Genomic DNA, 22,325 nt, shown 5'->3' with positions numbered 1-22,325 from the left:
GCCTCAGCCTTGCACGCCCGCCAGCTTTTCGGCGGCGGCGAGCAGGACGCAGGTCGCGACGCCGGCCATGGCGGTCTCGACCTCGGCCAGGACGGGGAACGACGGAGCGAGCCGGATGTTGCGGTCGCGGGGATCCTCACCCTTCGGGAAGGAGGCCCCGGCGGGGGTCAGTGAGATACCGGCCGCCTTGGCGAGCTCGACCACGCGCGACGCCGTGCCGTCAAGGACGTCGAGGTTGACGAAGTAGCCTCCCGAGGGCTTTGACCAGGTTGCGACCTCACGCCCGGCGAGCGCCGACTGGAGCGCCGCATCCACCGCCCCAAACTTGGGCGCGAGGATGTCGCGGTGCCGGGCCATGTGCTCGCGCACGCCCTCGGCCGAACCGAAGAACTGGATGTGCCGCAGCTGGTTGACCTTGTCCGGCCCGATCGACGCGTACTGCTGGTGGCCGAGGTACCAGTCCACGTTGGTCTGTGAGGCGGCGAGGAACGCGACGCCCGCCCCGGCAAAGGTGATCTTGGAGGTCGACGCAAACATGAGCGGCCGGTTGGGGTGACCGGAGCCGGAAGCCAGCGTGATGATGTCCGCGCTCTTGGCCTCGTCCTCGGTGAGGTGGTGGAAGGCGTAGGCGTTGTCCCAGAAGATCCGGAAGTCCGGCGCGGCCGTGTCCATGGAGGCCAGGGCGCTCGCGACCTCCTGCGAGCAGGTGCCACCCGACGGGTTGGCGTAGGTCGGAACGATCCAGATGCCCTTGACCGCAGGGTCCTTGACGAGCTCGCGCACTGCCTCGACGTCGGGTCCGTCGTCGTTCATCGGGACACTGAGCATCTCGATCCCGTAGGACGCGAGCATCGTGAAGTGGCGGTCGTAGCCGGGAACGGGACAGATGAACTTCACCGTCTCCTCCTGCGACCAGGGCTTGGGGGAGTCGGGTCCCCCGTGCAGCAGCAGCTGGACGAGGCAGTCGTGCATCATCGTCAGGCTCGAGTTGCCGCCCGCGACGACCTGCTCCGGCTCGACCCACAGGAGGTCGGCGAACATCGCCCGCAGCTCGGGCAGTCCGGCCAGTCCGCCGTAGTTGCGCGTGTCCGTGCCGCTCGCGTCCTTGTAGCCCCTGGGCAGCTCGAGCAACTCGTTGCAGAGGTCGAGCTGTTCGGCCGAGGGCTTGCCTCGCGTGAGGTCGAGCTTGAGCCCGTGTCCCTGCAGTTCGGCGTATGCCGTGCGCTGGGTTTCGAGGAAGGCCTCGAGTTCCGCGGGGGAGAGGGACGACAGGGGGGCGAGGGTGGTCTGCTCGGTCACCCGCCCATCGTTCCAGAACCTGTGCGGAAGGATCACCCCATGTCACCGAGTGGTCTGCACGTCGTCGAACACGGACCGGCAGACGGGACGCCGGTCGTTGCGATCCACGGGTGGTCGCCGGACCATCGCCTCATGACCGGCTTCCTCGAACCGCTCTTCGAGGTCGAGGTCGGCTACCGCCGCATCTACCCGGACCTGCCCGCGATGGGCGCATCGCCGGTGCGCGACACGGTCTCGACGAAGCAGCTCGTCGACCGGGTCGAGGCCATGCTCGACGAGCGCCTTGACGGCGCCCCCTTCCTCCTGGTGGGCGAGTCCTATGGCGGCTACGTCTCACGCGAGATCGTGCGCCGGCGTCCGGACCAGGTGCTCGGCCTCGCGCTCGTGTGCCCGATCGGACCGGTGCTCGACCGGGCAGCGCGAACCAAGGCGCCGGAGGTGGTCCTCGAACGTGACGAGGACTTCCTCGCCACGCTCGCCGACGCGGACCGGCTCGAGTTCGAGGACGGCGCGGTGGTCCAAACCGCCGGAACGTATGCCGTGTTCGCCCGTGATGTCGCGCCCGGTCTGGCGCTCATGGACCGCGAGGGCATGGCGCGAATCCATGCTGGCTGGGATCTCGGCCACCTCCCCGAGGACGGACGGACCTTCGACCGGCCCACCCTGTGGCTGCTCGGACGCCAGGACGCGTCGGTCGGCTACCGCGACCAGTGGGAGCTCATCGAGCACTACCCGCGATCGACCTACGCCGTCCTGGACCGGGCGGGCCACAACGCGCAGTACGAACGAACAGCCCTCACCCAGGCGCTGTTCGTCGACTGGATGGACCGGGTGCGCCTCGACTCGGGGCGTTTCGCGTAGGGACCGGGCTTCACGTATGCTGGTTCCTCGGTGATCGCACCATGATTCGTCATGCCTGTTGTCACCTCCGGAACCTCCCTCCCAGCGGGTGCGTTCCTAGGGCAGTGGCTCAATTGGTAGAGCACCGGTCTCCAAAACCGGCGGTTGGGGGTTCGAGTCCCTCCTGCCCTGCAGGTTCAGATCATTTCGGAGAAGAGGAACTGTGACGGAAGTGGGCGAGTCCCGCGACTCTCGACGTGCGAGCAAGAGCTCGGGCGACGGTCGCAACCCCGTGTCACGGCTCTTCGGGTCTCTGGGTCTGTTCATCAGCCAGATCCTCGACGAGTTGCGCAAGGTCGTTCGGCCCACGCGCAACGAACTGTGGAACTACACGCTCGTCGTCATCGTCTTCGTGACCGTGATGATGGCGCTCGTGTCCGCCCTCGACTTCGGCTTCGGCAAGCTCGTCGCCCTGGTCTTCGGCAACGGCGGCTGAGCCCCCGGTCGCGACCGGGAGGTCACGCCCGCACCACGTTTGAACTCAACGCTGCACAGGAAGTAGGTCTGCACGTGTCCGACCACACGACGTCCGATGGCGATACTGCCGACGAGACGGCGGCTCACGAGACGCTCGCCGTCGACGAGTCCGACAGTGCTGCCCAGCGTGAGTCGCTGACTCTTGGCGACACCGCCCCCGCGTTCCTCGACACGCTCTCTGACGGTCCCCGCGACAACGTCGAGACCGACGAGGCAGACGAGACCGCTTCCGACGAAGCCGAAGCCGATGTCGACGTCGACGCCGACGAGGACGACAGCGCAGACACCGACGCTCCCACCGAGGGCACCCTCGAAGCAGCGACGACCGAGTCCGACGAGGACGGCGACGTCATCCCCACGGACCTCGACCCGATCGCGGCCTTCAAGGAAGACCTGGCCTCGAAGTTCGGCGACTGGTACGTCATCCACTCCTACGCGGGGTACGAGAACCGCGTGAAGACCAACCTCGAGACCCGGATCCAGTCCCTCAACATGGAGGACTTCATCTTTGAGATCGAGGTCCCCATGGAAGAGGTCACCGAGATCAAGGGCGGTCAGCGCAAGCTGGTCCGTCGGGTCCGGATGCCTGGTTACGTCATCGTCCGCATGGACCTCACCGACGAGTCGTGGGGCGCCGTGCGCCACACGCCCGGTGTGACGGGCTTCGTCGGCAACGCCCACCAGCCGGTGCCGCTCAGCCTCGACGAGGTCTACACGATGATCAAGCCGGCCGAGCTCGAGCTGGCTGCGGCTGCTGCCGCTGGCGGTGGCTCGACCGGTTCCGGCGCGGGTTCCGCCTCGCAGGCCCCGCTCGTCGAGTTCGAGGTCGGCGAGTCGGTCACTGTCATGGACGGCCCGTTCGAGACCTTGCCGGCGACGATCTCCGAGATCAACGCCGAGGGCCAGAAGCTCAAGGTTCTCGTCTCCATCTTCGGTCGGGAAACCCCGGTCGAGCTGTCGTTCAGCCAGGTCTCCAAGCTCTGACCTGATCGACCGCACTGCAACCGGGTCATCGCCCAAGGCGTGGGCCCACAACCAACAAAAGGACACACAGCATGCCTCCCAAGAGCAAAAAGGTCTCCGGCTACATCAACCTGCAGATCCAGGCTGGTGCGGCGACCCCGGCTCCTCCCGTGGGCCCCGCCCTCGGTCAGCACGGCGTCAACATCATGGAGTTCGTCAAGGCGTACAACGCTGCGACCGAGCACCAGCGGGGCAACATCATCCCCGTCGTCATCACCGTCTTCGAAGACCGTTCCTTCACCTTCATCACGAAGACGCCCCCGGCGTCCGAACTGATCAAGAAGGCTGCAGGCGTCCAGAAGGGCTCCGGCGAGCCGCACAAGACCAAGGTCGCCAAGCTGACCACGGACCAGGTGCGCGAGATCGCCGAGCAGAAGATGCCGGACCTCAACGCCAACGACATCGACGCCGCGATGAAGATCATTGCTGGCACGGCTCGCCAGATGGGCATCACGACCGACCTCAACTGAGGTCACCAACAACGTTCGGTATGCCGCCCGCTCACGCGAGCGGGCGGCATACCGAAAAGCGTTTCGCTTGACTGAGCGAAGCGGGTGGGAGGGCCAGCGCTGGCCCGCACCACAACTCCATCTCTGAAAATCAGGAGAGAACATGAAGCGCAGCAAGGGCTACCGCGCCACCGCGGAGAAGATCGACGCCGACAACGCCTACACCCCGCTCGAGGCCGTGCGTCTCGCGAAGACCGGTGCGAAGGCCAAGTACGACGAGACCGTCGAGGTCGCCATGCGTCTCGGCATCGACCCGCGCAAGGCCGACCAGATGGTTCGCGGCACCGTGAACCTTCCCCACGGCACGGGCAAGACCGCCCGCGTCCTCGTCTTCGCCAACGGCGACAAGGCCGAGGCCGCTCGCGCCGCCGGTGCTGACTTCGTCGGCTCCGACGACCTGCTCGAGAAGGTCGCTGGCGGCTGGCTCGACTTCGACGCGATCGTCGCCACCCCGGACCTCATGGGCAAGGTCGGTCGTCTCGGCAAGGTCCTCGGTCCCCGTGGCCTCATGCCGAACCCGAAGACCGGCACCGTCACGATGGACACGGCCAAGGCCGTGACCGACATCAAGGGCGGCAAGATCGAGTTCCGTGCCGACAAGCACAGCAACCTCCACTTCATCATCGGCAAGGCCTCCTTCGACGAGTCCAAGCTCGTGGAGAACTACGCGGCCGCGCTCGAGGAGATCCTCCGCCTCAAGCCGTCGTCCTCGAAGGGTCGCTACATCAGCAAGGCGACCATGTCGACGACGATGGGCCCCGGCATCCCGGTGGACTTCACCAAGACCCGCAACCTGCTGGACGAGGATGGCCAGGCCGACGCCTGATCTTCCCCTCGCAGACGAAGCGACCCCTGTTCTTTGTGAACGGGGGTCGCTTCGTTGTTGTCCGGTCCAGGTTGGCGCGAGCCGCAGGCACCCTCGGCTGACCAGATCGGGGCCGTCGCCGACAGGTATATGGCCGAAATGGCCATGTAGCCTCTCACTCCAACGAGTCATGCCGCAGGGCGTCTCATGGCAGGTGTGACCTGTCTTGCTCTCGAGGGCCAAGGGTTGTGCCTGAGGTAACCCCGGGGTAACTTCACCAAAGCCCTGTTGCACCGTCGCCTCGGGTTCCACATCTCGCGGCGACGATTCCCTGCCACGCAACGGGACTGGAGAGAGGTGTTGCATGGGTGTCGCCATTGACGTCCAGGGACTGACGAAGTCTTTCGGATCGCAGATGATCTGGAACGACGTCACCCTCACCCTCCCCGCGGGCGAGATCTCGGTCATGCTCGGTCCTTCGGGAACGGGCAAGTCGGTCTTCCTCAAGACGCTCGTCGGCCTGCTCAAGCCAGACAAGGGCTCCATCGTCATCAATGGCGAGGACCTCGTCACCCTGCGAGAGCGCGACCTCTACGAGGTGCGCAAACTGTTCGGCGTGCTCTTCCAGGACGGCGCGCTCTTTGGGTCGATGACCCTCTACGACAACGTCGCCTTCCCGCTGCGCGAGCACACCAAGAAGTCCGAGTCCGTCATCCGCGGCATCGTGCTCGAGAAGATGGACCTCGTTGGTCTCAGCGGCGCCGAGGACAAGCTGCCCGGCGAGATCTCCGGTGGCATGCGCAAGCGTGCAGGTCTGGCCCGCGCCCTCGTGCTCGATCCCGAGATCCTGCTCATCGACGAGCCCGACTCGGGCCTCGATCCGGTGCGCACGTCCTACATCAACCAGCTCTTCATCGATCTCAACGCGCAGATCGACGCGACCTTCCTCATCGTCACGCACGACATCAACACGGCTCGCACCGTCCCGGACAACATCGGCCTCCTCTACCACCGCCACCTCGCGATGTTCGGTCCGCGCGAGATGCTGCTCAGCTCCGAGGAGCCCGTGGTCCGCCAGTTCCTCAACGCCCAGACCATCGGTCCGATCGGGATGTCCGAGGAGAAGGACGCCGACGAGCTCGCGTCCGAGTCCGGTCAGGAGCTGCCGCCGCTGCCCCCGATCCCGCTCCAGCTCAGCACGAGCAACGGGGCCGTGCGCGTGGCCGAGAAGCCTGCGGGGGACTGGTGCCGCGCCAACAACGTCACGCCGCCCCCGGATCCTTCCTCTCGGGCAACGCCGGCGTGCCCGGGGTCAACCAGTCCGTGGTGCTCGATCAGGCGGCCACCACGTGAATGTGATCACCGCCCCCTTCAAGCAGGCGGGCGCGCTCTTCGCGCTTGCCCTCGACGTCCTGGTCGCCCTGCCCAAGCGGCCGTTCCAGACCAAGGAGTTCATCCAGCAGAGCTGGTTCATAGCCTCGGTGACGATTGTCCCCACGGCTCTGGTGTCGATCCCCTTCGGTGCGGTCATCGCCCTCCAGCTCGGCACCCTCACCCGCCAGCTCGGCGCTCAGTCGTTCACCGGGGCGGCCAGCGTGCTCGCCGTCGTCCGTGAGGCGTCACCCATCGTCACAGCCCTCCTCATCGCGGGGGCCGGTGGGTCGGCCATCTGTGCGGACCTCGGCTCACGCAAGATCCGGGAAGAGCTCGACGCGATGGAGGTTCTCGGCATCAGCCCGATCCAGCGCCTCGTCGTGCCCCGCGTTCTCGCGACCATGCTCGTGGCGGTCCTCCTCAACGGGCTCGTGTCCGTCGTCGGTGTGGGCGGCGGCTACTTCTTCAACGTCGTCATCCAGGGCGGCACGCCAGGTGCCTACCTCGCGTCGTTCACGGCGCTCGCGCAGCTGGCCGACCTGTGGACGTCGGAGATCAAGGCCCTGCTCTTCGGCGCCGTCGCGGCGATCGTCGCCTCCTACAAGGGACTGACGGCGGGTGGCGGGCCCAAGGGTGTGGGCGACGCGGTCAACCAGAGCGTCGTCATCACGTTCATGTTGCTGTTCGTCATCAACTTCGTGATCTCGGCGATCTACTTCCAAGTCGTCCCGCAGAAGATCTGATGGGGAGCCGATGATGAGCCGCACCAAGGACCTGATCGCGCGCCCGGGCAAGGCGCTCGACAGCCTCAGCGACCAGATGCACTTCTACGTGCGTTCGATCGCCTGGAGCCCACGCACCATCCGCCGCTACAAGAAGGAGATCCTCCGACTGCTCGCCGAGGTCTCACTGGGCAGTGGCGCCCTCAGTGTCATCGCCGGCACGGTCGGTGTTCTCACCTTCATGGCCTTCTTCACCGGCAGCCAGGTCGGGTTGCAGGGCTACTCGTCCCTCAACCAGCTCGGCACGGGAGCCTTCGCCGGCTTCCTCGCGGCCTACCTCAACACCCGCGAGATCGCCCCGCTCGTCGCCGGTCTGTCCCTGGCCGCGACCGTGGGGTGTGGCTTCACGGCGCAGCTCGGCGCCATGAGGATCTCCGAGGAGGTCGATGCGCTTGAGGTCATGGGGATCCCGTCGCTGCCGTTCCTCGTGACCACGCGCATGATCGCGGGCTTCATCGCCGTCATCCCGCTCTACGTCATCGGTCTGCTGTCCTCGTACGCCGCGACGAGATTCATCGTCACGGACTACTTCGGGCAGTCCAAGGGCACGTACGACCACTACTTCCATCTGTTCTTACCGCCGATAGACATCTTCTACTCGTTCCTCAAGGTCCTCGTCTTCGCGGTGATCATCATCTTGATCCACTGCTACTACGGCTACACCGCGAGCGGTGGCCCGGCCGGTGTCGGTGTCGCCGTGGGCAAGGCCGTGCGCACGTCCATCGTGGCCGTCAACCTCGTCGACTTCTTCTTCTCCCTCGCGGTGTGGGGCGCAACGACCACAGTGAGGATCGCGGGATAGCCATGGCCGGATCCACCACCCTCGGACGCCTCGGGCACCGCACCTATGGTGTGGCGTTCCTGCTGATCATCGCCCTGCTCCTGTCCCTTTCGATCGCGTCGTTCAAGAAGGTCTTCACCGACGTCGTCGAGGTGACGTTGCGCACCGATCGCATCGGCAGCCAGCTTCAGGAGGCGTCGGACGTCAAGATCCGCGGCCTCATCGTCGGTGAGGTCCGGTCCATCGAGGCGGGTGTGGACGGGGCGACCCTGCACCTCGCCCTCAAGCCCGAGATGGTCAGCCTCATCCCCGCCAAGGTGAGTGCGCGGCTGCTGCCCAAGACCCTGTTCGGTGAGCGCTACGTCGACCTCGTCACTCCCGAGGGCGACCAGGGCCGCGCCATCCGCGCGGGGGACGAGATCCCCCAGGACCGCACGACTGTGGCCATCGAGCTCGAGAAGGTCTTCGAGGACCTCCTGCCGCTCCTGCGATCAATCGACCCGGCCAAGCTCTCGGCCACTCTCAACGCCCTCGCGACTGCTCTCGATGGTCGCGGCACGAAGCTCGGCAAGAACCTCGTGCTGGTCGACGACTACTTCACCCAGCTCAACCCGCACCTCCCCACGATCCAGGCCGACATCTCCGGTCTGGCCGACTTCGCGAGCACGTATGCCGTCGCCGCACCCGAGCTGCTCCGCGCGGCGAAGGCCTTGCTCACGACCAACGCGACGATCGTGGAGAAGCAGAACGAGCTGGCCGGATTCCTCGCCGGGACAGCCGGGTTCGCCAACACGACAGCTGGATTCCTTGAGACGAACCAGAACCGCATCATTCAGGTGGGGCGGGTCCAGCGCCCCACCCTGCAGGTGCTTGCCAAGCACTCGCCGATCTATCCCTGCTTCACCCAGGGTCTGGTGGCCTGGCTTCCCCAGGTTCGCGACGTGGTCCGCGACGGCATCTTCCACATCACCCTCGAGTTCCCCCCTCAGTCCAAGGCCTACCACCCGGGTGAGGAACCTGCGTGGGGCGAGAAGCGGGCCCCCAACTGTCAGGGTCTGCCGAAGCCCAAGGGCGGGCAGAACAACCCCTACCAAGCGCCAAAGATGGCGGACGGCACGGATGGGTCACCCACCCGGTCCAACCAGTCCGTGCTGCCGGAGGCCTTCCTCGCTCCGACCGCGGCCCGGATCCCCAGCGTCGAGTCCGGGCTTGCCGGAACGGCCGAGGAGCAGCAGATCGTCGGCGCCCTGACCGGTGTCGGGCCCGACGAGGACGCCTCCCTGGCAACGCTCCTGGCCGGGCCGATGCTGCGCGGGACGGTGGTGAACCAGTGAAGACGACCTCGAGCCTCGTGAAGTTCGTCATCTTCGCGATCGTCACGATCCTCGCGACCGGGACGCTGGCCGCCACGATCGCCAACATCCAGCCGGGTGACCGCAGTGCCTACACCGCCGTGTTCACCGACGTCACCGGGCTCGCCAAGGGCCACGAGGTGCGCATCGCCGGTGTTCGCGTCGGGTCGGTCAAGGACATCAAGGTCTCCGACGACCGCACTCACGCCGACGTGACGTTCGACGTCCTCACCTCGAGCGTGCTGACGCAGGGAACCGTTGCAACGATCAAGTACCGCAACCTCGTCGGCGAGCGCTACATCGCGCTCACCCAGGGGCCCGGCGGCGCGGCCACACTCAAGAGTGGCGCGAGGATCCCGCTCGAACGCACTCACCCCGCACTCGACCTCACGGTGCTGTTCAACGGGTTCAAGCCGCTCTTCGCGGCGCTGTCGCCCAAGGACGTCAACGAGTTGTCTGCCCAGATCATCTCGGTGCTCCAGGGCGAGGGTGGCAACATCAACACCCTCCTCGGGCAGACGGCGTCACTCACGGGCACGCTGGCTGATCGCGACAAGGTCATCGGCCGGGTGATCACCAACCTCACCACGGTGCTCACCACCGTGGAGCAGCACGACACTGCCCTCGGCGAGCTCCTCATCCAGCTGCAGCGCTTCGTCTCAGGGTTGGCGGCCGACCGCAAGGCCATCGGCGAGTCGCTCACCAACATCAACTCGGTCGCGGACGAGACCGCGCAGCTGCTCGCAGCGGGACGGCCCGACATCAAGACCGACATCGCCCAGCTCGGCGCCCTCACCAAGAACCTCAACAAGCCGGCCAACACCCAACTCTACGAGAAGTTCATCACCGGTGCCCCGGGGAAGATCAACACGATCACCCGCACGGCGTCCTACGGGTCGTGGTTCAACTTCTACCTCTGCCGGTTCGACGTCAAGAACCTCGTGCTGCCCACCGGTCCCACTCCCGGCGGGCTCGGCTACAACGTTGCTGCTGCGAGGTGCCGATGAACACGCCCTTCCGTGAGCGGAACCCGCTGCCCATCGGCATCGCGGGCATCCTGGCCATCGCCCTCGTCCTCTTCGCCTCGTTCAATGCCTCGAAACTGCCCCTCATCGGCGGCGGCCAGGCGTATGCCGCGTCGTTCAGTGAGGCGGGCGGCCTGCGCTCCGGCGACGAGGTCAGGATCGCAGGCGTGAAAGTCGGCAAGGTCACCGACATCAGACTGGCCGGCAACAAGGTCGACGTCGACTTCCGCATCACCGAGGACGTGTCCTTCGGCGCCCAGTCCGGGGCCTCGATCCGGATGAGGACCCTGCTGGGCCAGAAGTACCTCTCGCTCGAACCCCAGGGCCGCGGCCAGATGTCCGAGGGCACGACGATCCCGCTCTCGCGAACGGTGTCGAGCTACGACATCATCAACGCCTTCTCCGACCTGACGGAGACGACCGAGCGGATCGACACCAAGCAGCTCGCCACCTCTCTCGACACCATCGCGAGCGAGTTCACCGACACCCCGGCCAACGTCAGGCTGGCCCTCGACGGACTGACCCGTCTGTCGCAGACGATCGCCGGGCGCGACGCCGAGCTCAAGGCGTTGCTCAAGGCGGCCAACTCCGTCTCGGCGACGCTCGCGGACCAGAACAAGGTCATCGAGAAGATCATCACCGACGGTGACCTGCTGCTCGCCGAGCTCTACGAGCGCCGCGATGCGATCCACACCCTCTTCACCAACACCAGTGCCATGGCAGTGCAGATCACCGGGCTGGTCCGCGACAACCGCGCCCAGCTCGCCCCGACCCTGGCCGAGCTCAACAAGGTGCTCGCGACGCTGCGCAAGCACGAAGGCGACCTGACCAGGACGATCGAGGCCATGGGCCCGTTCACGCGGGTCTTCGCCAGCGCCCTCGGCAACGGCCGCTGGTTCGACACCTACATCCAGAACCTCACGGTTCCGGTCGGGGCGGTGGGTCGATGAAGAGCTCAGTCATCAGCAAGGTCGTCGCGGCGCTCGTCGTCGTTGGCCTCGTCGCGGCCGCCTTCGTGTGGTGGCCCCGTGGCGAGAAGGTCACGGTGACGGGCGACTTCGCGCGTGCGGTCGGCCTGTATGCCGGCTCCGACGTCCGCGTGCTCGGTGTCCGGGTCGGCAAGGTGACCGCGGTCGAGCCGCGCGGTGAGACGGTGCGTGTGACTTTTGAGGTCGACGAGGACATCAAGGTTCCGGCGAACGCCCAGGCAGCAGTCGTCGCGCCGTCGCTCGTGAGTGACCGCTACGTCCAGCTGCTCCCGGCATACACGTCCGGTCCTGTCATGCAGAACGGTGCCGCGATCCCGCGTGAACGCACCGCGGTCCCGGTCGAGCTCGACCGCATCTCCCAGTCCCTCGACGACCTCATGGTCGCGTTGGGCCCGGAAGGGGCCAACAAGGAGGGTGCGCTGAGTCGCGTGCTCGACACGAGTGCGCGCAACCTCAAGGGCAATGGCCAGAACCTCAACGACATGAATCGCGGTCTGTCACAGGCGGTTCAGACGTTTGCGGAAGGGCGCGGCGACCTCTTCGCGACCGTGAAAAACCTCGAGACCTTCACCGGGATGCTCGCCACCAATGACGCGCAGGTGCGCCGTCTCAACACCGACCTGTCCAAGGTCTCGGACCAGCTCGACGGCGAGCGCGACGACCTCTCGGCCGCCCTCAAGAACCTCGCGGTGGCGCTCAGCGAGATCTCGAGCTTCGTCAAGGACAACCGGGCAGTGCTCACGGATGACGTGGACCAGCTCACCAAGCTGACGACGGCAGTCGCGTCCAAGCGTGATGCCCTTGCGGCCACGTTGGACAACGCGCCGGTGGCTCTGTCCAACCTCGGGCTCGCCTACAACTCGGCGTCGGGCTCGCTCGACACCCGGACCAACATCGTCGGCCTCGACGATCCCGCCCTCGTCCTGTGTTCCCTCCTCACCGGGCCGACCGGCTCCGGCAACGCCAACCCCAACCTGTGCACCCTGCTCCAGAGCCTCATACCCAAGGGTGGCCTGATCCCCGGACTGCTCAACCTGCCGGGCCTGTCGGCCATCCCCGCGGCCCTCACCACGCCCGGCGTGGCACCCCTCGTGGCTCCCGTGCCGGCTGCTGCGACGTCGAAGCCCGACACCGTGGACGTGACGATCCGCGGGGCCGACTCGACCCTCGGCGGCCTCCTTCCGAAGGAGAAGCCATGACGTATGCCGTGCGCGCTTTGCGCGCCGTAGCGCTCGCGGTCGTCGTGACCCTGACCCTCAGCTCGTGCAACGGGGCCTTCGACCTGCCACTGCCCGGTGGGGCCAAGGGCGAAGGGCCGTCGATGCGGGTCAAGGTCGACTTCGCCGACGTTCTTGACCTCGTCCCCAAGTCCGCAGTCAAGATCAACGAGGTGTCCGTGGGCCAGGTGGAGGACATCGAGCTCAACGGTTGGACGGCCCGGGTGACCCTGTCGATCCCGAAGTCGAGCAAGCTGCCGGACAACGCGACAGCCGAGCTCAAGCAGACCTCGTTGTTGGGGGAGAAGTACATCTCCCTCTCGGGGCCCGCCGACGGCAAGGGTGTCGGAACGCTCTCCGACGGCGACCTGATCCCCCTCGACCGCACAAACCGCAACCCCGAGGTCGAAGAGGTCCTGTCGGCGATGTCTCTCCTCCTCAACGGTGGTGGCATCGCCCAGCTCGCCGTCATCGAGAAGGAGCTCAACAACGCGCTGCGGGGCAACACCGACGAGATCAAGCACCTCATCGGGCAGCTCAACACTTTCATCGGTGGGCTCGAGGACCAAAAGGGCGAGATCGTGCGAGCCATCGACGCGGTCGACCAGCTCTCTGCCAAGCTCGCGGCCCAGAAGGAGCTCATCGGCAAGACGCTCGAGGAACTCCCCAAGGGGCTCAAGGTTCTCGCCGACCAGCGCATCCAGCTCACCCAGATGCTCCAGGCGCTCAGTCGACTGGGAGCCGTCGGGACCAAGGTGATCCAGGGTTCCAAGGTCGACATGCTCGCCAACCTCAAGCTTCTCGCCCCGATCCTCACCCAGCTCAACGCGGCGGGTGACGCCCTGCCCCAGTCCCTCGAGATCTTGTTGACCTATCCGTTCCCGGACAAGATGCTCGAGGCGATCAAGGGCGACTTCGTGAACCTCTCGATCACGGCGGACCTCGACCTCAGTGAGCTCAAGCTGCTGGGCAACGGTCTGCCCGGTTCCCCGCTCCCTGGCGGGACCCTCCCGCCACTGCCACTTCCCTCGGTTCCGGTCCCGACGGTGCCGTTGCCCAAGGTGCCGGTACCGACGCCGACGGCGACGACCAAGAGTCCCCTGTGTCCGCCCCTTTGCCTCAGTGACGAGACCGGCCGCGACACGTCGTGGACCGCGCTCTACGGCGGGGGTGCCGCATGATTCGCAACTTCACCAAGGCGCAGCTCGCGGCCTTCCTCCTCATCACGATCGTCGGTGTGTCGATCCTGTCGGCGAACTACATCGGTCTCACCCAACGCCTCCTCGGGGGTGGCGCATCGTTCTCGGCGAGCTTCGCGCAGTCCGGCGGGATCTTTGTGGGATCCGAAGTCACCTACCGCGGCGTGAAGGTCGGGCGGGTGACCGGCCTGGAGCTCGAGAAGGACGGCGTTCTCGTCCAGGCCGAGCTGGACCGTGGGTCCGAGGTGCCCAAGGACACCCTCGCGGTCATCGAGAACCGCTCGGCGGTCGGCGAGCAGTACCTCGACCTCCAGCCACGATCCTTCGGAGGCCCCGTCCTCGCGTCGGGAGACACGATCCCGCGCAAGGACACGGCATACCCGATCCGGGTCGACGAACTGCTGCTCCACGTCGACAAGACGGTCAAGTCGGTCGACCAGGACGACCTGCGCACGGTGATCGACGAGCTGGGCGCGGGATTCGAGGGGTCGGGACCGGATCTGGCGCGCCTCATCGACAACGGCAACCTCCTCACGCAGGCAGCCATCGACGCGCTGCCCGAGACGGTGCGCCTGCTCAAGCAGAGCAAGACGGTCCTAGACACGCAGCGCGACACGGCTCCCCAGATCAAGAACTTCTCGACCGACTTCGCCAACCTGTCCGAGACCCTGCAGCAGTCCGACACCGACCTGCGCCTCATCCTCGACCGGGGTGTCGTCGCGTCCAAGGAGCTCGAGGCCCTCGTCAAGGACAACCAGGCAAATCTCGCCGTGCTCATTGCCAACCTCATCACCATCGGCCAGGTGACGACCTCACGCATCGATGGGATCGAGCAGATGTTCGTCACCTATCCGGCGGCGGTCGCGGGAGGCTTCACGGTCGTGCCCGGCGACGGCACTGCCCACTTCGGGTTGCAGACACCGCTCGAACCGAAGGCCTGCACCAAGGGCTACGAGGGCACGCAGAAGACCGACCCCAACCGCACCGAGAACCTCCCGCCCACCAACACCAAGGCCGGGTGCACCCTGCCGCGTGGGTCGGCCTCGAACGTTCGCGGAGCCCAGAACGCGCCCCGCCCGCGCGACGGGGTCGCATCGTCCCACCCTCTGTCCATGGCGAACCAGATGATGCCGTTGGGCAATGCCGCTGCTGCCGAGGGCTCGCCGCAGGTGTTCGCACCCCAGGCACCGACCGGGGGAGCGGCCGGGGCAGACTCGTGGTCGTGGATCATGCAGGAGGCCGCTCGATGAGCCGCCAGACGACCGCCAGGCTCCTCTGGGCCCTGGCGGCGATCGCGCTCATCGCGACGTTGGCCACCGGGGCAACGCGCGGCCGCGACTGGTGGAACGCGCGCGCGACCGAGCAGGCCCAGTCCGACGCCCTCGCGGCCGGTCGCCAGTACGCCGTGAACTTCGCGACCATCGACTACCGCAAGGTTGACGAGGACACCAACCGGGTCAAGGCCGGTGCCACGGGGGAGTTCCTCTCCAGCTACACCAGCCAGCTCGACGAGCTCAAGAAGGTCATCGTCGACAACAAGTCGGTGAGCAAGGTCGAACGCTCCGAGGCCGCTCTGGTCGCCGGCGATCGCGACTCCGCGACCGTCATCGTCGGAGTCATCGCGCCGACGAGCAACACCGTCATCCCGAACGGCGAGAAGAAGACCTATCGCACCAAGCTCGGTCTCCGTCTCGTCGGTGAGCAGTGGAAGGTGGAGCGCCTTGAGTTCGTCGGCTAACCGTCGCCCCCGCGTCGCCGGACAGCGCCGTCGACCCCTCCGTGAGGAAGGGCTGCTCGACGCCGGCCCCCAGACTCCGGACGCCACCGAAACCCCCCACTCCGACGTCGACCTCGAGGACGGAGAGGGCGCTGTCGACGAGGAGGACGTCGTCGAGTCCGAGAGCAGTGTCGAGGACGAGGGCGACGCCGAGCGGGACCTCGTGCCCGAGTCCGACCTCGACGGCGTTGCATCCGTTGAGCGACAGGCCATCTCGCGGTCGCTCGCCCTGCCCGCAGTCGTCCTGGCGCTGTGTCTGGCCCTCTTGGCCACGGTCCTCGTCGTCACGCACAAGGACCCGGGGGAGCGGGCCCGCGCTGCCAGCGCCGCCACCGCCACGGCTCGCAGCGCCCTCGAGCAGGTTCTCAGCTACAACTACTCAACGATGACCCAGCAGCTCCCCGCGAGCCAGGCACTGCTCACCGGCACCTTCAAGCAGGAGTTCGGCGAGACGATGACCAAGACGATCGTCCCGCTGGCCCAGAAGGACAAGACCGTGGTCAAGGCCCGCGTCTACGAGGCCGGCGTCATGTCGCAGACCGACGACACCGTCACGGTCCAGGCGTTCGTCAACCAGGCCCGCACGAGCGACACCCAGAAGGAACCGTCGATCGACCAGAACCGCGTCATCGCCACGATGACCAGGTCGGGCAACCGCTGGCTCGTCTCGTCCCTCAAGGCCTACTGACCAGCATGTTCGCGGCTCACCCGACCGCGCCGTTACGCTCGAGGCACTCAACTGGGAGGGAACCCATGAAGATCTCGATGCGCCGCTCCAGCGGCGCGGCCCTAGCCCTCACCGGCCTGCTCGCGCTCGGCGCCTGCGGCTCGTCCGAGGGCACCGCCGACTCCAGCGCGAGCCAGGCGAAGGGCGACACCGTCGACGCCGGCGACCTCGCGGGCCGCATGGTCGCGGCGATGGAGAAGGCCGGCAGCGGCACCATGACGATGGACACCGGCGGCGAAAAGGCCTCTGGCGACTTCAAGTACGTCGACGGCAAGCTGCAGCAGCACACCAAGGTCCCGGTCGAGGGCTCCGAGATGGAGATCATCTCCGTCGGCGAGTTCGTCTACCTCAAGGGTCTGCCCGGCCAGGCCAAGCCGTGGGTCAAGATCGACCCCAAGGCCAGCGACCCGGTCAGCCAGATGTTCAAGGGCATCGCCGAGGGAGGCATCAGCGACCCGACCAAGATGGCGGAGAACCTCAAGGGCACCAAGGCAACGCTGAAGTCCAAGGATGGCGGCAACTCCACCTACGAGTTCACCGTCGACTCGGCCAAGGCGCTCGGCACGACCGCCACCCCGGCCCCATCTCCTAGCGCCTCGGCGCAGGCCCTGACGATGACCTACGTCCTCGACAAGGACGACCGTCCGGTCACCATCTCGACCAAGGTCGCGGACCAGTCGATCAAGGTCACCTACAGCGACTGGGGCAAGAAGGTCGACATCACGGAGCCTCCCGCCGACCAGGTCGGCCCGATGAGCTTCCCCTCCAGCTGAGCCATCGACTTCGTGCCCCGCACGAAGTCGATCACAGGGCGACCGATTTGGTCGTCGGGGCGATGCGCCCGTACTGTGTCCCTTGACCAAAGACCGCCGGTTGTCTGGTGCACCCGCACCAGATCGAAGGTTCCGCGAGAGCGGGCAACCAGCGCAGGACGAGATTCGAAGATGTGCGTCGCTCGCGACTGCATCACCTCGAGCCCCGCGCCGTGCGCCGGGGCTCATTCTTTTTGTCGGGCCTTCAGCCAGAGGTCGTCCAGACGGAAGGAGGCCCAATGTCTCGTGCAGACAAGACGGCGGCGATTGCCGAGCTCGCGGACAAGTTCCGTAGCTCCAACGCCACTGTTCTGACGGAGTACCGCGGGCTCTCGGTGAAGCAGATCACCGACCTTCGTGGCGCCCTTCGTGGCAACGCGACCTACGCCGTGGTCAAGAACACGCTGACCGAGCTCGCCGCCAAGGAGGCCGGAGTCACGGCCTTCGACGGCCAGCTCGTGGGACCGTCCGCCATCGCATTTGTCGACGGTGACCCGGTTGAGGCTGCCAAGAGCCTGCGTGACTTCGCCAAGGCAAACCCCCTCCTCGTGATCAAGAGCGGCCTGCTTGACGGCAAGGCTCTCACCGCGCAGGAGATCACCAAGCTCGCGGACCTCGAGTCCCGCGAGGTGCTTCTCGCCAAGCTGGCCGGCGCCATGAACGCGTCGCTCACCCAGGCTGTCTACCTCTTCGCCGCGCCGCTGTCGCAGACCGCTCGGGTCGTCGACGCGCTGCGTGCCAAGGTCGAGTCCGAGGGTCCGGCTGTTGCCGCTCCCGAGGCCGAGGCCGAGGTTGCCACTGAGGAGAACCCCGCCGACGCCGCACCTGCGGTCGAGGCCACCGAAAACGTCGCCACGGGTGGCGACGAAGCCTGAGACCCCAGCATTTTGCTGAGGTTCCAGGAAACACACCACCGCCACTCACGGCATACACAGAAGTAGAAAGGCGCCATCATGGCCAAGCTCAGCACCGACGAGCTCCTTGAGGCTTTCAAGGAGATGACCCTCATCGAGCTCTCCGAGTTCGTGAAGCAGTTCGAGGAGACCTTCAACGTCACCGCCGCCGCGCCCGTCGCGGTTGCCGGTGTCGCAGCAGCCGGTGGCGGCGACGCCGCCGCAGCCGCTGACGAGCAGGACGAGTTCGACGTCATCCTGACCGCTGCCGGCGACAAGAAGATCGCCGTCATCAAGGAGGTCCGTTCGCTGACCTCCCTCGGTCTCAAGGAGGCCAAGGACCTCGTTGACGGAGCCCCCAAGGCTGTCGTCGAGAAGGTCGACAAGGCCACGGCCGACAAGGCCAAGGAGCAGCTCGAGGCCGCAGGCGCGACCGTCGAGGTCAAGTGACCTGAGCCTCCACCAAGGCTGAGCACTTCCGCGAACGGGCGGGATCGATCCACTGGATCGGTCCCGCCCGTTCCGCATGTCCAGGCTCAGTTCCCGCCCAAAAGGCGGTGTATGCCGGGTGGGCGCTTGACGTGCGCGCCTGCGCCAGTCATCCTTTCCGGGTCACACCGTGTGCTTCACGCACACGACGGCTGACCGGACCCGCGTCCCACGCACCCTGTGGGATTGGACAGGGTTGGACTGTTGCGCCCTTTTAGGTCTAGACTGTTGCTTTGCCCTGCCCATGACCTCCACCGCTCTCGTCGAGCGACCTCCGCCGTGCCCCCGCCGCATCTCGGCTACTGCACGTGTCCGGCTCACCGACGAAGAGGGGATCGGGTGCCGTGGGTCGTGCGACCACCGTAAAAACACATGGCCAGTGGAAGGACCATCCTTGGCTGCCTCGCGCACCGCGTCCAAGACCGTGACCACCGCATTGACGGCTTCGGGCCGACTTTCGTTCGGCAAGATCCGTGAGCCCATGGAGGTCCCCGACCTCCTCGCCCTGCAGACCGAGAGCTTTGACTGGCTCCTCGGCAACGAGCGTTGGCAGGAGCGTGTCGCACAGGCACGCGCCGCCGGCCGCGACGACGTCCCGGAGCGTTCGGGTCTCGAGGACATCTTCGAAGAGATCTCCCCGATCGAGGACTTCAGCGGCTCCATGTCGCTCTCGTTCCGCGACCACCGCTTCGAAGAGGTCAAGTACTCCATCGAGGACTGCAAGGAGCGCGACCAGACCTACTCCGCGCCCCTGTTCGTCACCGCGGAGTTCATGAACAACACCACGGGTGAGATCAAGAGCCAGACCGTGTTCATGGGCGACTTCCCGCTCATGACCGAGCGAGGCACGTTCATCATCAACGGCACCGAGCGTGTCGTCGTCTCGCAGCTCGTCCGAAGCCCGGGCGTCTACTTCGAGCGCACCCCCGACAAGACGTCCGACAAGGACATCTACACCGCGAAGATCATCCCGAGCCGTGGCGCGTGGATCGAGTTCGAGATCGACAAGCGCGACATGGTCGGCGTCCGCGTCGACCGCAAGCGCAAGCAGTCGGTCACAGTCCTCCTCAAGGCGCTCGGTCTGACCGAGGCGCAGATCCGCGAGGAGTTCGCCGGTTACGAGTCCATCGAGCTCACCCTCGACAAGGACAACACCGAGGGCCAGGACGACGCGCTGCTCGACATCTACCGCAAGCTTCGTCCGGGCGAGCCGCCCACCCGCGAGGCCGCGCAGAACCTGCTCGACAACCTCTACTTCAACGGCAAGCGCTACGACCTTGCCAAGGTTGGTCGCTACAAGATCAACAAGAAGCTGGGTATCGAGAGCGAGCTCACCGACTCGACGCTGAACGTCAACGACATCGTCGCGACGATCAAGTACATCGTGGCTCTCCACAACGGTGACGAGACCCTCCCGGGCCGTCGCAAGGGTGAAGACGTCGCGATCCGCGTCGAGACCGACGACATCGACCACTTCGGCAACCGTCGCCTGCGCAACGTCGGCGAGCTCATCCAGAACCAGGTCCGTACGGGCCTGTCCCGGATGGAGCGCGTCGTCCGCGAGCGGATGACGACCCAGGACGTCGAGGCGATCACGCCGCAGACCCTGATCAACATCCGCCCCGTGGTGGCCTCGATCAAGGAGTTCTTCGGAACCTCGCAGCTGTCGCAGTTCATGGACCAGAACAACCCGCTCTCCGGACTGACGCACAAGCGTCGCCTGTCCGCGCTGGGCCCGGGTGGTCTGTCCCGTGACCGTGCCGGCATGGACGTGCGCGACGTTCACCCGTCGCACTACGGCCGCATGTGCCCGATCGAGACCCCTGAGGGCCCGAACATTGGGCTCATCGGCTCGCTCGCGTCCTACGGCCGCATCAACGCGTTCGGCTTCATCGAGACCCCGTACCGCAAGGTCACCAAGGGTCGGGTCACCGACGAGATCCACTACCTGTCGGCCGACGAAGAGGACGAGCACGTCATCGCCCAGGCGAACGCGGCGCTCGACGCTGCTGGTGAGCGTTTCACCAGCGAGCGCGTGCTCGTGCGCGTCAAGGGTGGCGAGGTCGAGTACATCCCGGCTGACGACGTCGACTACATCGATGTCTCGGCTCGCCAGATGGTCTCGGCCGCAACCGCGCTCATCCCGTTCCTCGAGCACGACGACGCCAACCGTGCGCTCATGGGTTCCAACATGCAGCGTCAGGCGGTGCCGCTGGTCAAGGCCGAGGCCCCGCTCGTCGGAACCGGCATGGAGCTGCGCGCCGCAGTCGACTCCGGTGACGTCGTCATCGCCGAGAAGGCGGGCGTGGTCACTGAGGTTTCTGCGGACCTCGTCACCGTCGCAGCCGACGACGGCACGTCCCGCACGTACCGGATCGACAAGTTCACCCGGTCCAACCAGGGCAACAGCTACAACCAGCGCGTCATCGTCTCCGAGGGTGACCGCGTCGAAAAGGGTGGCCTCATCGCCGACGGTCCTGCGACCGACGGTGGCGAGATGGCCCTGGGTCGCAACCTCCTCGTGGCATTCATGCCGTGGGAAGGCCACAACTACGAAGACGCGATCATCCTCAGCCAGCGTCTGGTGCAGGACGACGTCCTCTCCTCGATTCACATCGAGGAGCACGAGGTCGACGCCCGCGACACCAAGCTCGGGCCGGAGGAGATCACCCGGGACATCCCCAACGTCTCCGAGGAGGTCCTCGCGGACCTCGACGAGCGCGGGATCATCCGCATCGGTGCCGAGGTTCGCGATGGCGACCTCCTCGTCGGCAAGGTCACGCCCAAGGGTGAGACCGAGCTGACCCCGGAGGAGCGTCTGCTCCGTGCGATCTTCGGTGAGAAGGCTCGCGAGGTTCGCGACACGTCCCTCAAGGTGCCCCACGGCGAGACCGGCACGGTCATCGGCGTGAAGGTGTTCGACAAGGACGAGGGCGACGAGCTGCCCCCGGGCGTCAACCAGCTGGTGCGCGTCCACGTTGCCAACAAGCGCAAGATCACGGACGGTGACAAGCTCGCCGGTCGTCACGGCAACAAGGGCGTCATCTCGAAGATCCTCCCCGTCGAGGACATGCCGTTCCTCGAGGACGGCACGCCGGTCGACGTCGTGCTCAACCCGCTCGGTGTCCCCGGTCGAATGAACATCGGCCAGATCCTCGAGCTGCACCTGGGTTGGGCCGCGAGCCGCGGCTGGGAGATCGTGGGCAACCCCGACTGGGCCAACCTCATCCCCGACGACGCCCGTTCCGCGGAGCCCGGCACTCGTGTCGCGTCGCCCGTGTTCGATGGTGTCCGCGAGGACGAGATCGTCGGTCTGCTCGACAGCACCCGCGAGACCCGTGACGGTGTCCGTCTCATCGACGGTTCCGGCAAGACGCCGCTCTTCGACGGTCGCTCCGGCGAGCCGTACCCGGAGCCGGTGTCGGTGGGCTACATGTACATCCTCAAGCTGCACCACCTCGTGGACGACAAGATCCACGCGCGCAGCACGGGCCCGTACTCGATGATCACCCAGCAGCCGCTCGGCGGTAAGGCCCAGTTCGGTGGCCAGCGCTTCGGTGAGATGGAGGTCTGGGCACTGGAGGCCTACGGCGCGGCTTACGCGCTGCAGGAGCTGCTCACCATCAAGTCGGACGACGTCAACGGTCGCGTGAAGGTCTACGAGGCCATCGTCAAGGGCGACAACATCCCCGAGCCCGGCATTCCCGAGTCCTTCAAGGTGCTCATCAAGGAAATGCAGAGCCTGTGCCTCAACGTCGAGGTCCTGTCCAGTGATGGCCAGGCGATCGAGATGCACGACGCCGAGGAAGACGTCTTCCGTGCGGCGGAGGAGCTCGGGATCGACCTGTCGCGTCGCGAGCCCAGTTCGGTCGAAGAGGTCTGATCGGTATGCCGT

The 22,325-nt window shown here is 66.3% G+C and carries 20 protein-coding genes, 1 tRNA gene and 1 pseudogene; 21 read left to right on the top strand and 1 reads right to left on the bottom strand.

Features of this window, described 5'->3' with window-relative positions; translation table 11 throughout:
- Positions 1–3: 3 nt before the first annotated feature.
- On the bottom strand, positions 4–1,299 hold the full coding sequence (locus tag JNB_RS08305) for an aminotransferase class I/II-fold pyridoxal phosphate-dependent enzyme (RefSeq protein ID WP_009775995.1): 1,296 nt from the start codon (positions 1,297–1,299) through the stop codon (positions 4–6).
- Positions 1,300–1,338: 39 nt separating this feature from the next.
- Between JNB_RS08305 and JNB_RS08300 the strand changes: the two genes are divergently transcribed.
- The 21 genes and pseudogenes from JNB_RS08300 (at position 1,339) to rpoB (ending at position 22,313) form a co-directional block, all read left to right on the top strand.
- Entirely contained in the window at positions 1,339–2,160 is an 822-nt protein-coding gene (locus JNB_RS08300; protein WP_009775994.1) for an alpha/beta fold hydrolase, read from the top strand.
- 98 nt (positions 2,161–2,258) lie between these two features.
- Positions 2,259–2,331: transfer RNA gene (locus tag JNB_RS08295), tRNA-Trp, on the top strand.
- Between the two features lie 31 nt (positions 2,332–2,362).
- Positions 2,363–2,635 (top strand): preprotein translocase subunit SecE, encoded by a 273-nt coding sequence (secE, locus tag JNB_RS08290; protein ID WP_040883657.1) that lies wholly within the window; start codon positions 2,363–2,365, stop codon positions 2,633–2,635.
- Between the two features lie 74 nt (positions 2,636–2,709).
- Complete coding sequence (gene nusG / locus JNB_RS08285) at positions 2,710–3,660, top strand: transcription termination/antitermination protein NusG (RefSeq protein ID WP_009775992.1); 951 nt, start codon at positions 2,710–2,712, stop codon at positions 3,658–3,660.
- Between the two features lie 71 nt (positions 3,661–3,731).
- Positions 3,732–4,169, top strand: coding sequence for a 50S ribosomal protein L11 (gene rplK / locus JNB_RS08280; RefSeq protein WP_009775991.1), 438 nt, complete (start codon positions 3,732–3,734; stop codon positions 4,167–4,169).
- Between the two features lie 142 nt (positions 4,170–4,311).
- Positions 4,312–5,034, top strand: coding sequence for a 50S ribosomal protein L1 (gene rplA / locus JNB_RS08275; RefSeq protein ID WP_009775990.1), 723 nt, complete (start codon positions 4,312–4,314; stop codon positions 5,032–5,034).
- Positions 5,035–5,377: 343 nt separating this feature from the next.
- Positions 5,378–5,920: pseudogene (locus tag JNB_RS22280) on the top strand (ABC transporter ATP-binding protein); the annotation flags it as partial.
- Positions 5,921–6,368: 448 nt separating this feature from the next.
- Positions 6,369–7,130, top strand: coding sequence for an ABC transporter permease (locus JNB_RS08265; protein WP_202795221.1), 762 nt, complete (start codon positions 6,369–6,371; stop codon positions 7,128–7,130).
- 10 nt (positions 7,131–7,140) lie between these two features.
- Complete coding sequence (locus JNB_RS08260; protein ID WP_009775987.1) at positions 7,141–7,971, top strand: ABC transporter permease; 831 nt, start codon at positions 7,141–7,143, stop codon at positions 7,969–7,971.
- Between the two features lie 2 nt (positions 7,972–7,973).
- Positions 7,974–9,284, top strand: a complete 1,311-nt coding sequence (locus JNB_RS08255; protein WP_009775986.1) for an MCE family protein — start codon at positions 7,974–7,976, stop codon at positions 9,282–9,284.
- Positions 9,281–10,309, top strand: coding sequence for an MlaD family protein (locus JNB_RS08250; RefSeq protein WP_009775985.1), 1,029 nt, complete (start codon positions 9,281–9,283; stop codon positions 10,307–10,309). The genes JNB_RS08255 and JNB_RS08250 overlap by 4 nt, the downstream gene beginning before the upstream one ends.
- Positions 10,306–11,277 carry an MCE family protein gene (locus JNB_RS08245; protein WP_009775984.1) on the top strand — a complete coding sequence of 324 codons (972 nt, stop codon included), beginning with the start codon at positions 10,306–10,308 and terminating at the stop codon, positions 11,275–11,277. Before JNB_RS08250 ends, JNB_RS08245 begins: the two co-directional genes overlap by 4 nt.
- A complete protein-coding gene (locus JNB_RS08240; RefSeq protein WP_009775983.1) occupies positions 11,274–12,515 on the top strand; it encodes an MCE family protein in 1,242 nt (413 codons plus the stop codon). Before JNB_RS08245 ends, JNB_RS08240 begins: the two co-directional genes overlap by 4 nt.
- Positions 12,512–13,714: an MCE family protein gene (locus JNB_RS08235; protein WP_009775982.1), complete on the top strand. Its 1,203-nt coding sequence runs from the start codon at positions 12,512–12,514 to the stop codon at positions 13,712–13,714. Before JNB_RS08240 ends, JNB_RS08235 begins: the two co-directional genes overlap by 4 nt.
- Positions 13,711–14,982, top strand: a complete 1,272-nt coding sequence (locus JNB_RS08230; RefSeq protein ID WP_009775981.1) for an MCE family protein — start codon at positions 13,711–13,713, stop codon at positions 14,980–14,982. The genes JNB_RS08235 and JNB_RS08230 overlap by 4 nt, the downstream gene beginning before the upstream one ends.
- Positions 14,979–15,470, top strand: coding sequence for a hypothetical protein (locus tag JNB_RS08225; RefSeq protein ID WP_009775980.1), 492 nt, complete (start codon positions 14,979–14,981; stop codon positions 15,468–15,470). The genes JNB_RS08230 and JNB_RS08225 overlap by 4 nt, the downstream gene beginning before the upstream one ends.
- Positions 15,454–16,197 carry a hypothetical protein gene (locus tag JNB_RS20395; protein WP_009775979.1) on the top strand — a complete coding sequence of 248 codons (744 nt, stop codon included), beginning with the start codon at positions 15,454–15,456 and terminating at the stop codon, positions 16,195–16,197. The genes JNB_RS08225 and JNB_RS20395 overlap by 17 nt, the downstream gene beginning before the upstream one ends.
- 65 nt (positions 16,198–16,262) lie before the next feature.
- Positions 16,263–17,009, top strand: coding sequence for a hypothetical protein (locus JNB_RS08215; protein ID WP_009775978.1), 747 nt, complete (start codon positions 16,263–16,265; stop codon positions 17,007–17,009).
- 278 nt (positions 17,010–17,287) lie between these two features.
- A complete protein-coding gene (gene rplJ, locus JNB_RS08210; protein WP_009775977.1) occupies positions 17,288–17,923 on the top strand; it encodes a 50S ribosomal protein L10 in 636 nt (211 codons plus the stop codon).
- A 78-nt stretch (positions 17,924–18,001) separates the two neighbouring features.
- Positions 18,002–18,391 carry a 50S ribosomal protein L7/L12 gene (gene rplL, locus JNB_RS08205; RefSeq protein ID WP_009775976.1) on the top strand — a complete coding sequence of 130 codons (390 nt, stop codon included), beginning with the start codon at positions 18,002–18,004 and terminating at the stop codon, positions 18,389–18,391.
- Positions 18,392–18,824: 433 nt separating this feature from the next.
- Entirely contained in the window at positions 18,825–22,313 is a 3,489-nt protein-coding gene (gene rpoB / locus JNB_RS08200) for a DNA-directed RNA polymerase subunit beta (protein ID WP_009775975.1), read from the top strand.
- The last annotated feature ends 12 nt before the right edge of the window (positions 22,314–22,325 follow it).

Source organism: Janibacter sp. HTCC2649 (assembly GCF_000152705.1).
In the GTDB taxonomy this organism is placed as follows: Bacteria; Actinomycetota; Actinomycetes; order Actinomycetales; family Dermatophilaceae; genus Knoellia.
This window is presented reverse-complemented; position numbering and strand designations above follow the sequence as displayed.

Bases quoted from the DNA above. Each gene is read 5' to 3' on its own strand.
- JNB_RS08300 (WP_009775994.1), top strand. From the start codon at position 1,339: ATGTCACCGAGTGGTCTGCACGTCGTCGAACACGGACCGGCAGACGGG.
- rplK (WP_009775991.1), top strand. From the start codon at position 3,732: ATGCCTCCCAAGAGCAAAAAGGTCTCCGGCTACATCAACCTGCAGATC.
- rplA (WP_009775990.1), top strand. From the start codon at position 4,312: ATGAAGCGCAGCAAGGGCTACCGCGCCACCGCGGAGAAGATCGACGCC.
- JNB_RS08260 (WP_009775987.1), top strand. From the start codon at position 7,141: ATGATGAGCCGCACCAAGGACCTGATCGCGCGCCCGGGCAAGGCGCTC.
- JNB_RS08255 (WP_009775986.1), top strand. From the start codon at position 7,974: ATGGCCGGATCCACCACCCTCGGACGCCTCGGGCACCGCACCTATGGT.
- JNB_RS08245 (WP_009775984.1), top strand. From the start codon at position 10,306: ATGAACACGCCCTTCCGTGAGCGGAACCCGCTGCCCATCGGCATCGCG.
- JNB_RS08240 (WP_009775983.1), top strand. From the start codon at position 11,274: ATGAAGAGCTCAGTCATCAGCAAGGTCGTCGCGGCGCTCGTCGTCGTT.
- JNB_RS08235 (WP_009775982.1), top strand. From the start codon at position 12,512: ATGACGTATGCCGTGCGCGCTTTGCGCGCCGTAGCGCTCGCGGTCGTC.
- JNB_RS08230 (WP_009775981.1), top strand. From the start codon at position 13,711: ATGATTCGCAACTTCACCAAGGCGCAGCTCGCGGCCTTCCTCCTCATC.
- JNB_RS08225 (WP_009775980.1), top strand. From the start codon at position 14,979: ATGAGCCGCCAGACGACCGCCAGGCTCCTCTGGGCCCTGGCGGCGATC.
- JNB_RS08215 (WP_009775978.1), top strand. From the start codon at position 16,263: ATGAAGATCTCGATGCGCCGCTCCAGCGGCGCGGCCCTAGCCCTCACC.
- rplJ (WP_009775977.1), top strand. From the start codon at position 17,288: ATGTCTCGTGCAGACAAGACGGCGGCGATTGCCGAGCTCGCGGACAAG.
- rplL (WP_009775976.1), top strand. From the start codon at position 18,002: ATGGCCAAGCTCAGCACCGACGAGCTCCTTGAGGCTTTCAAGGAGATG.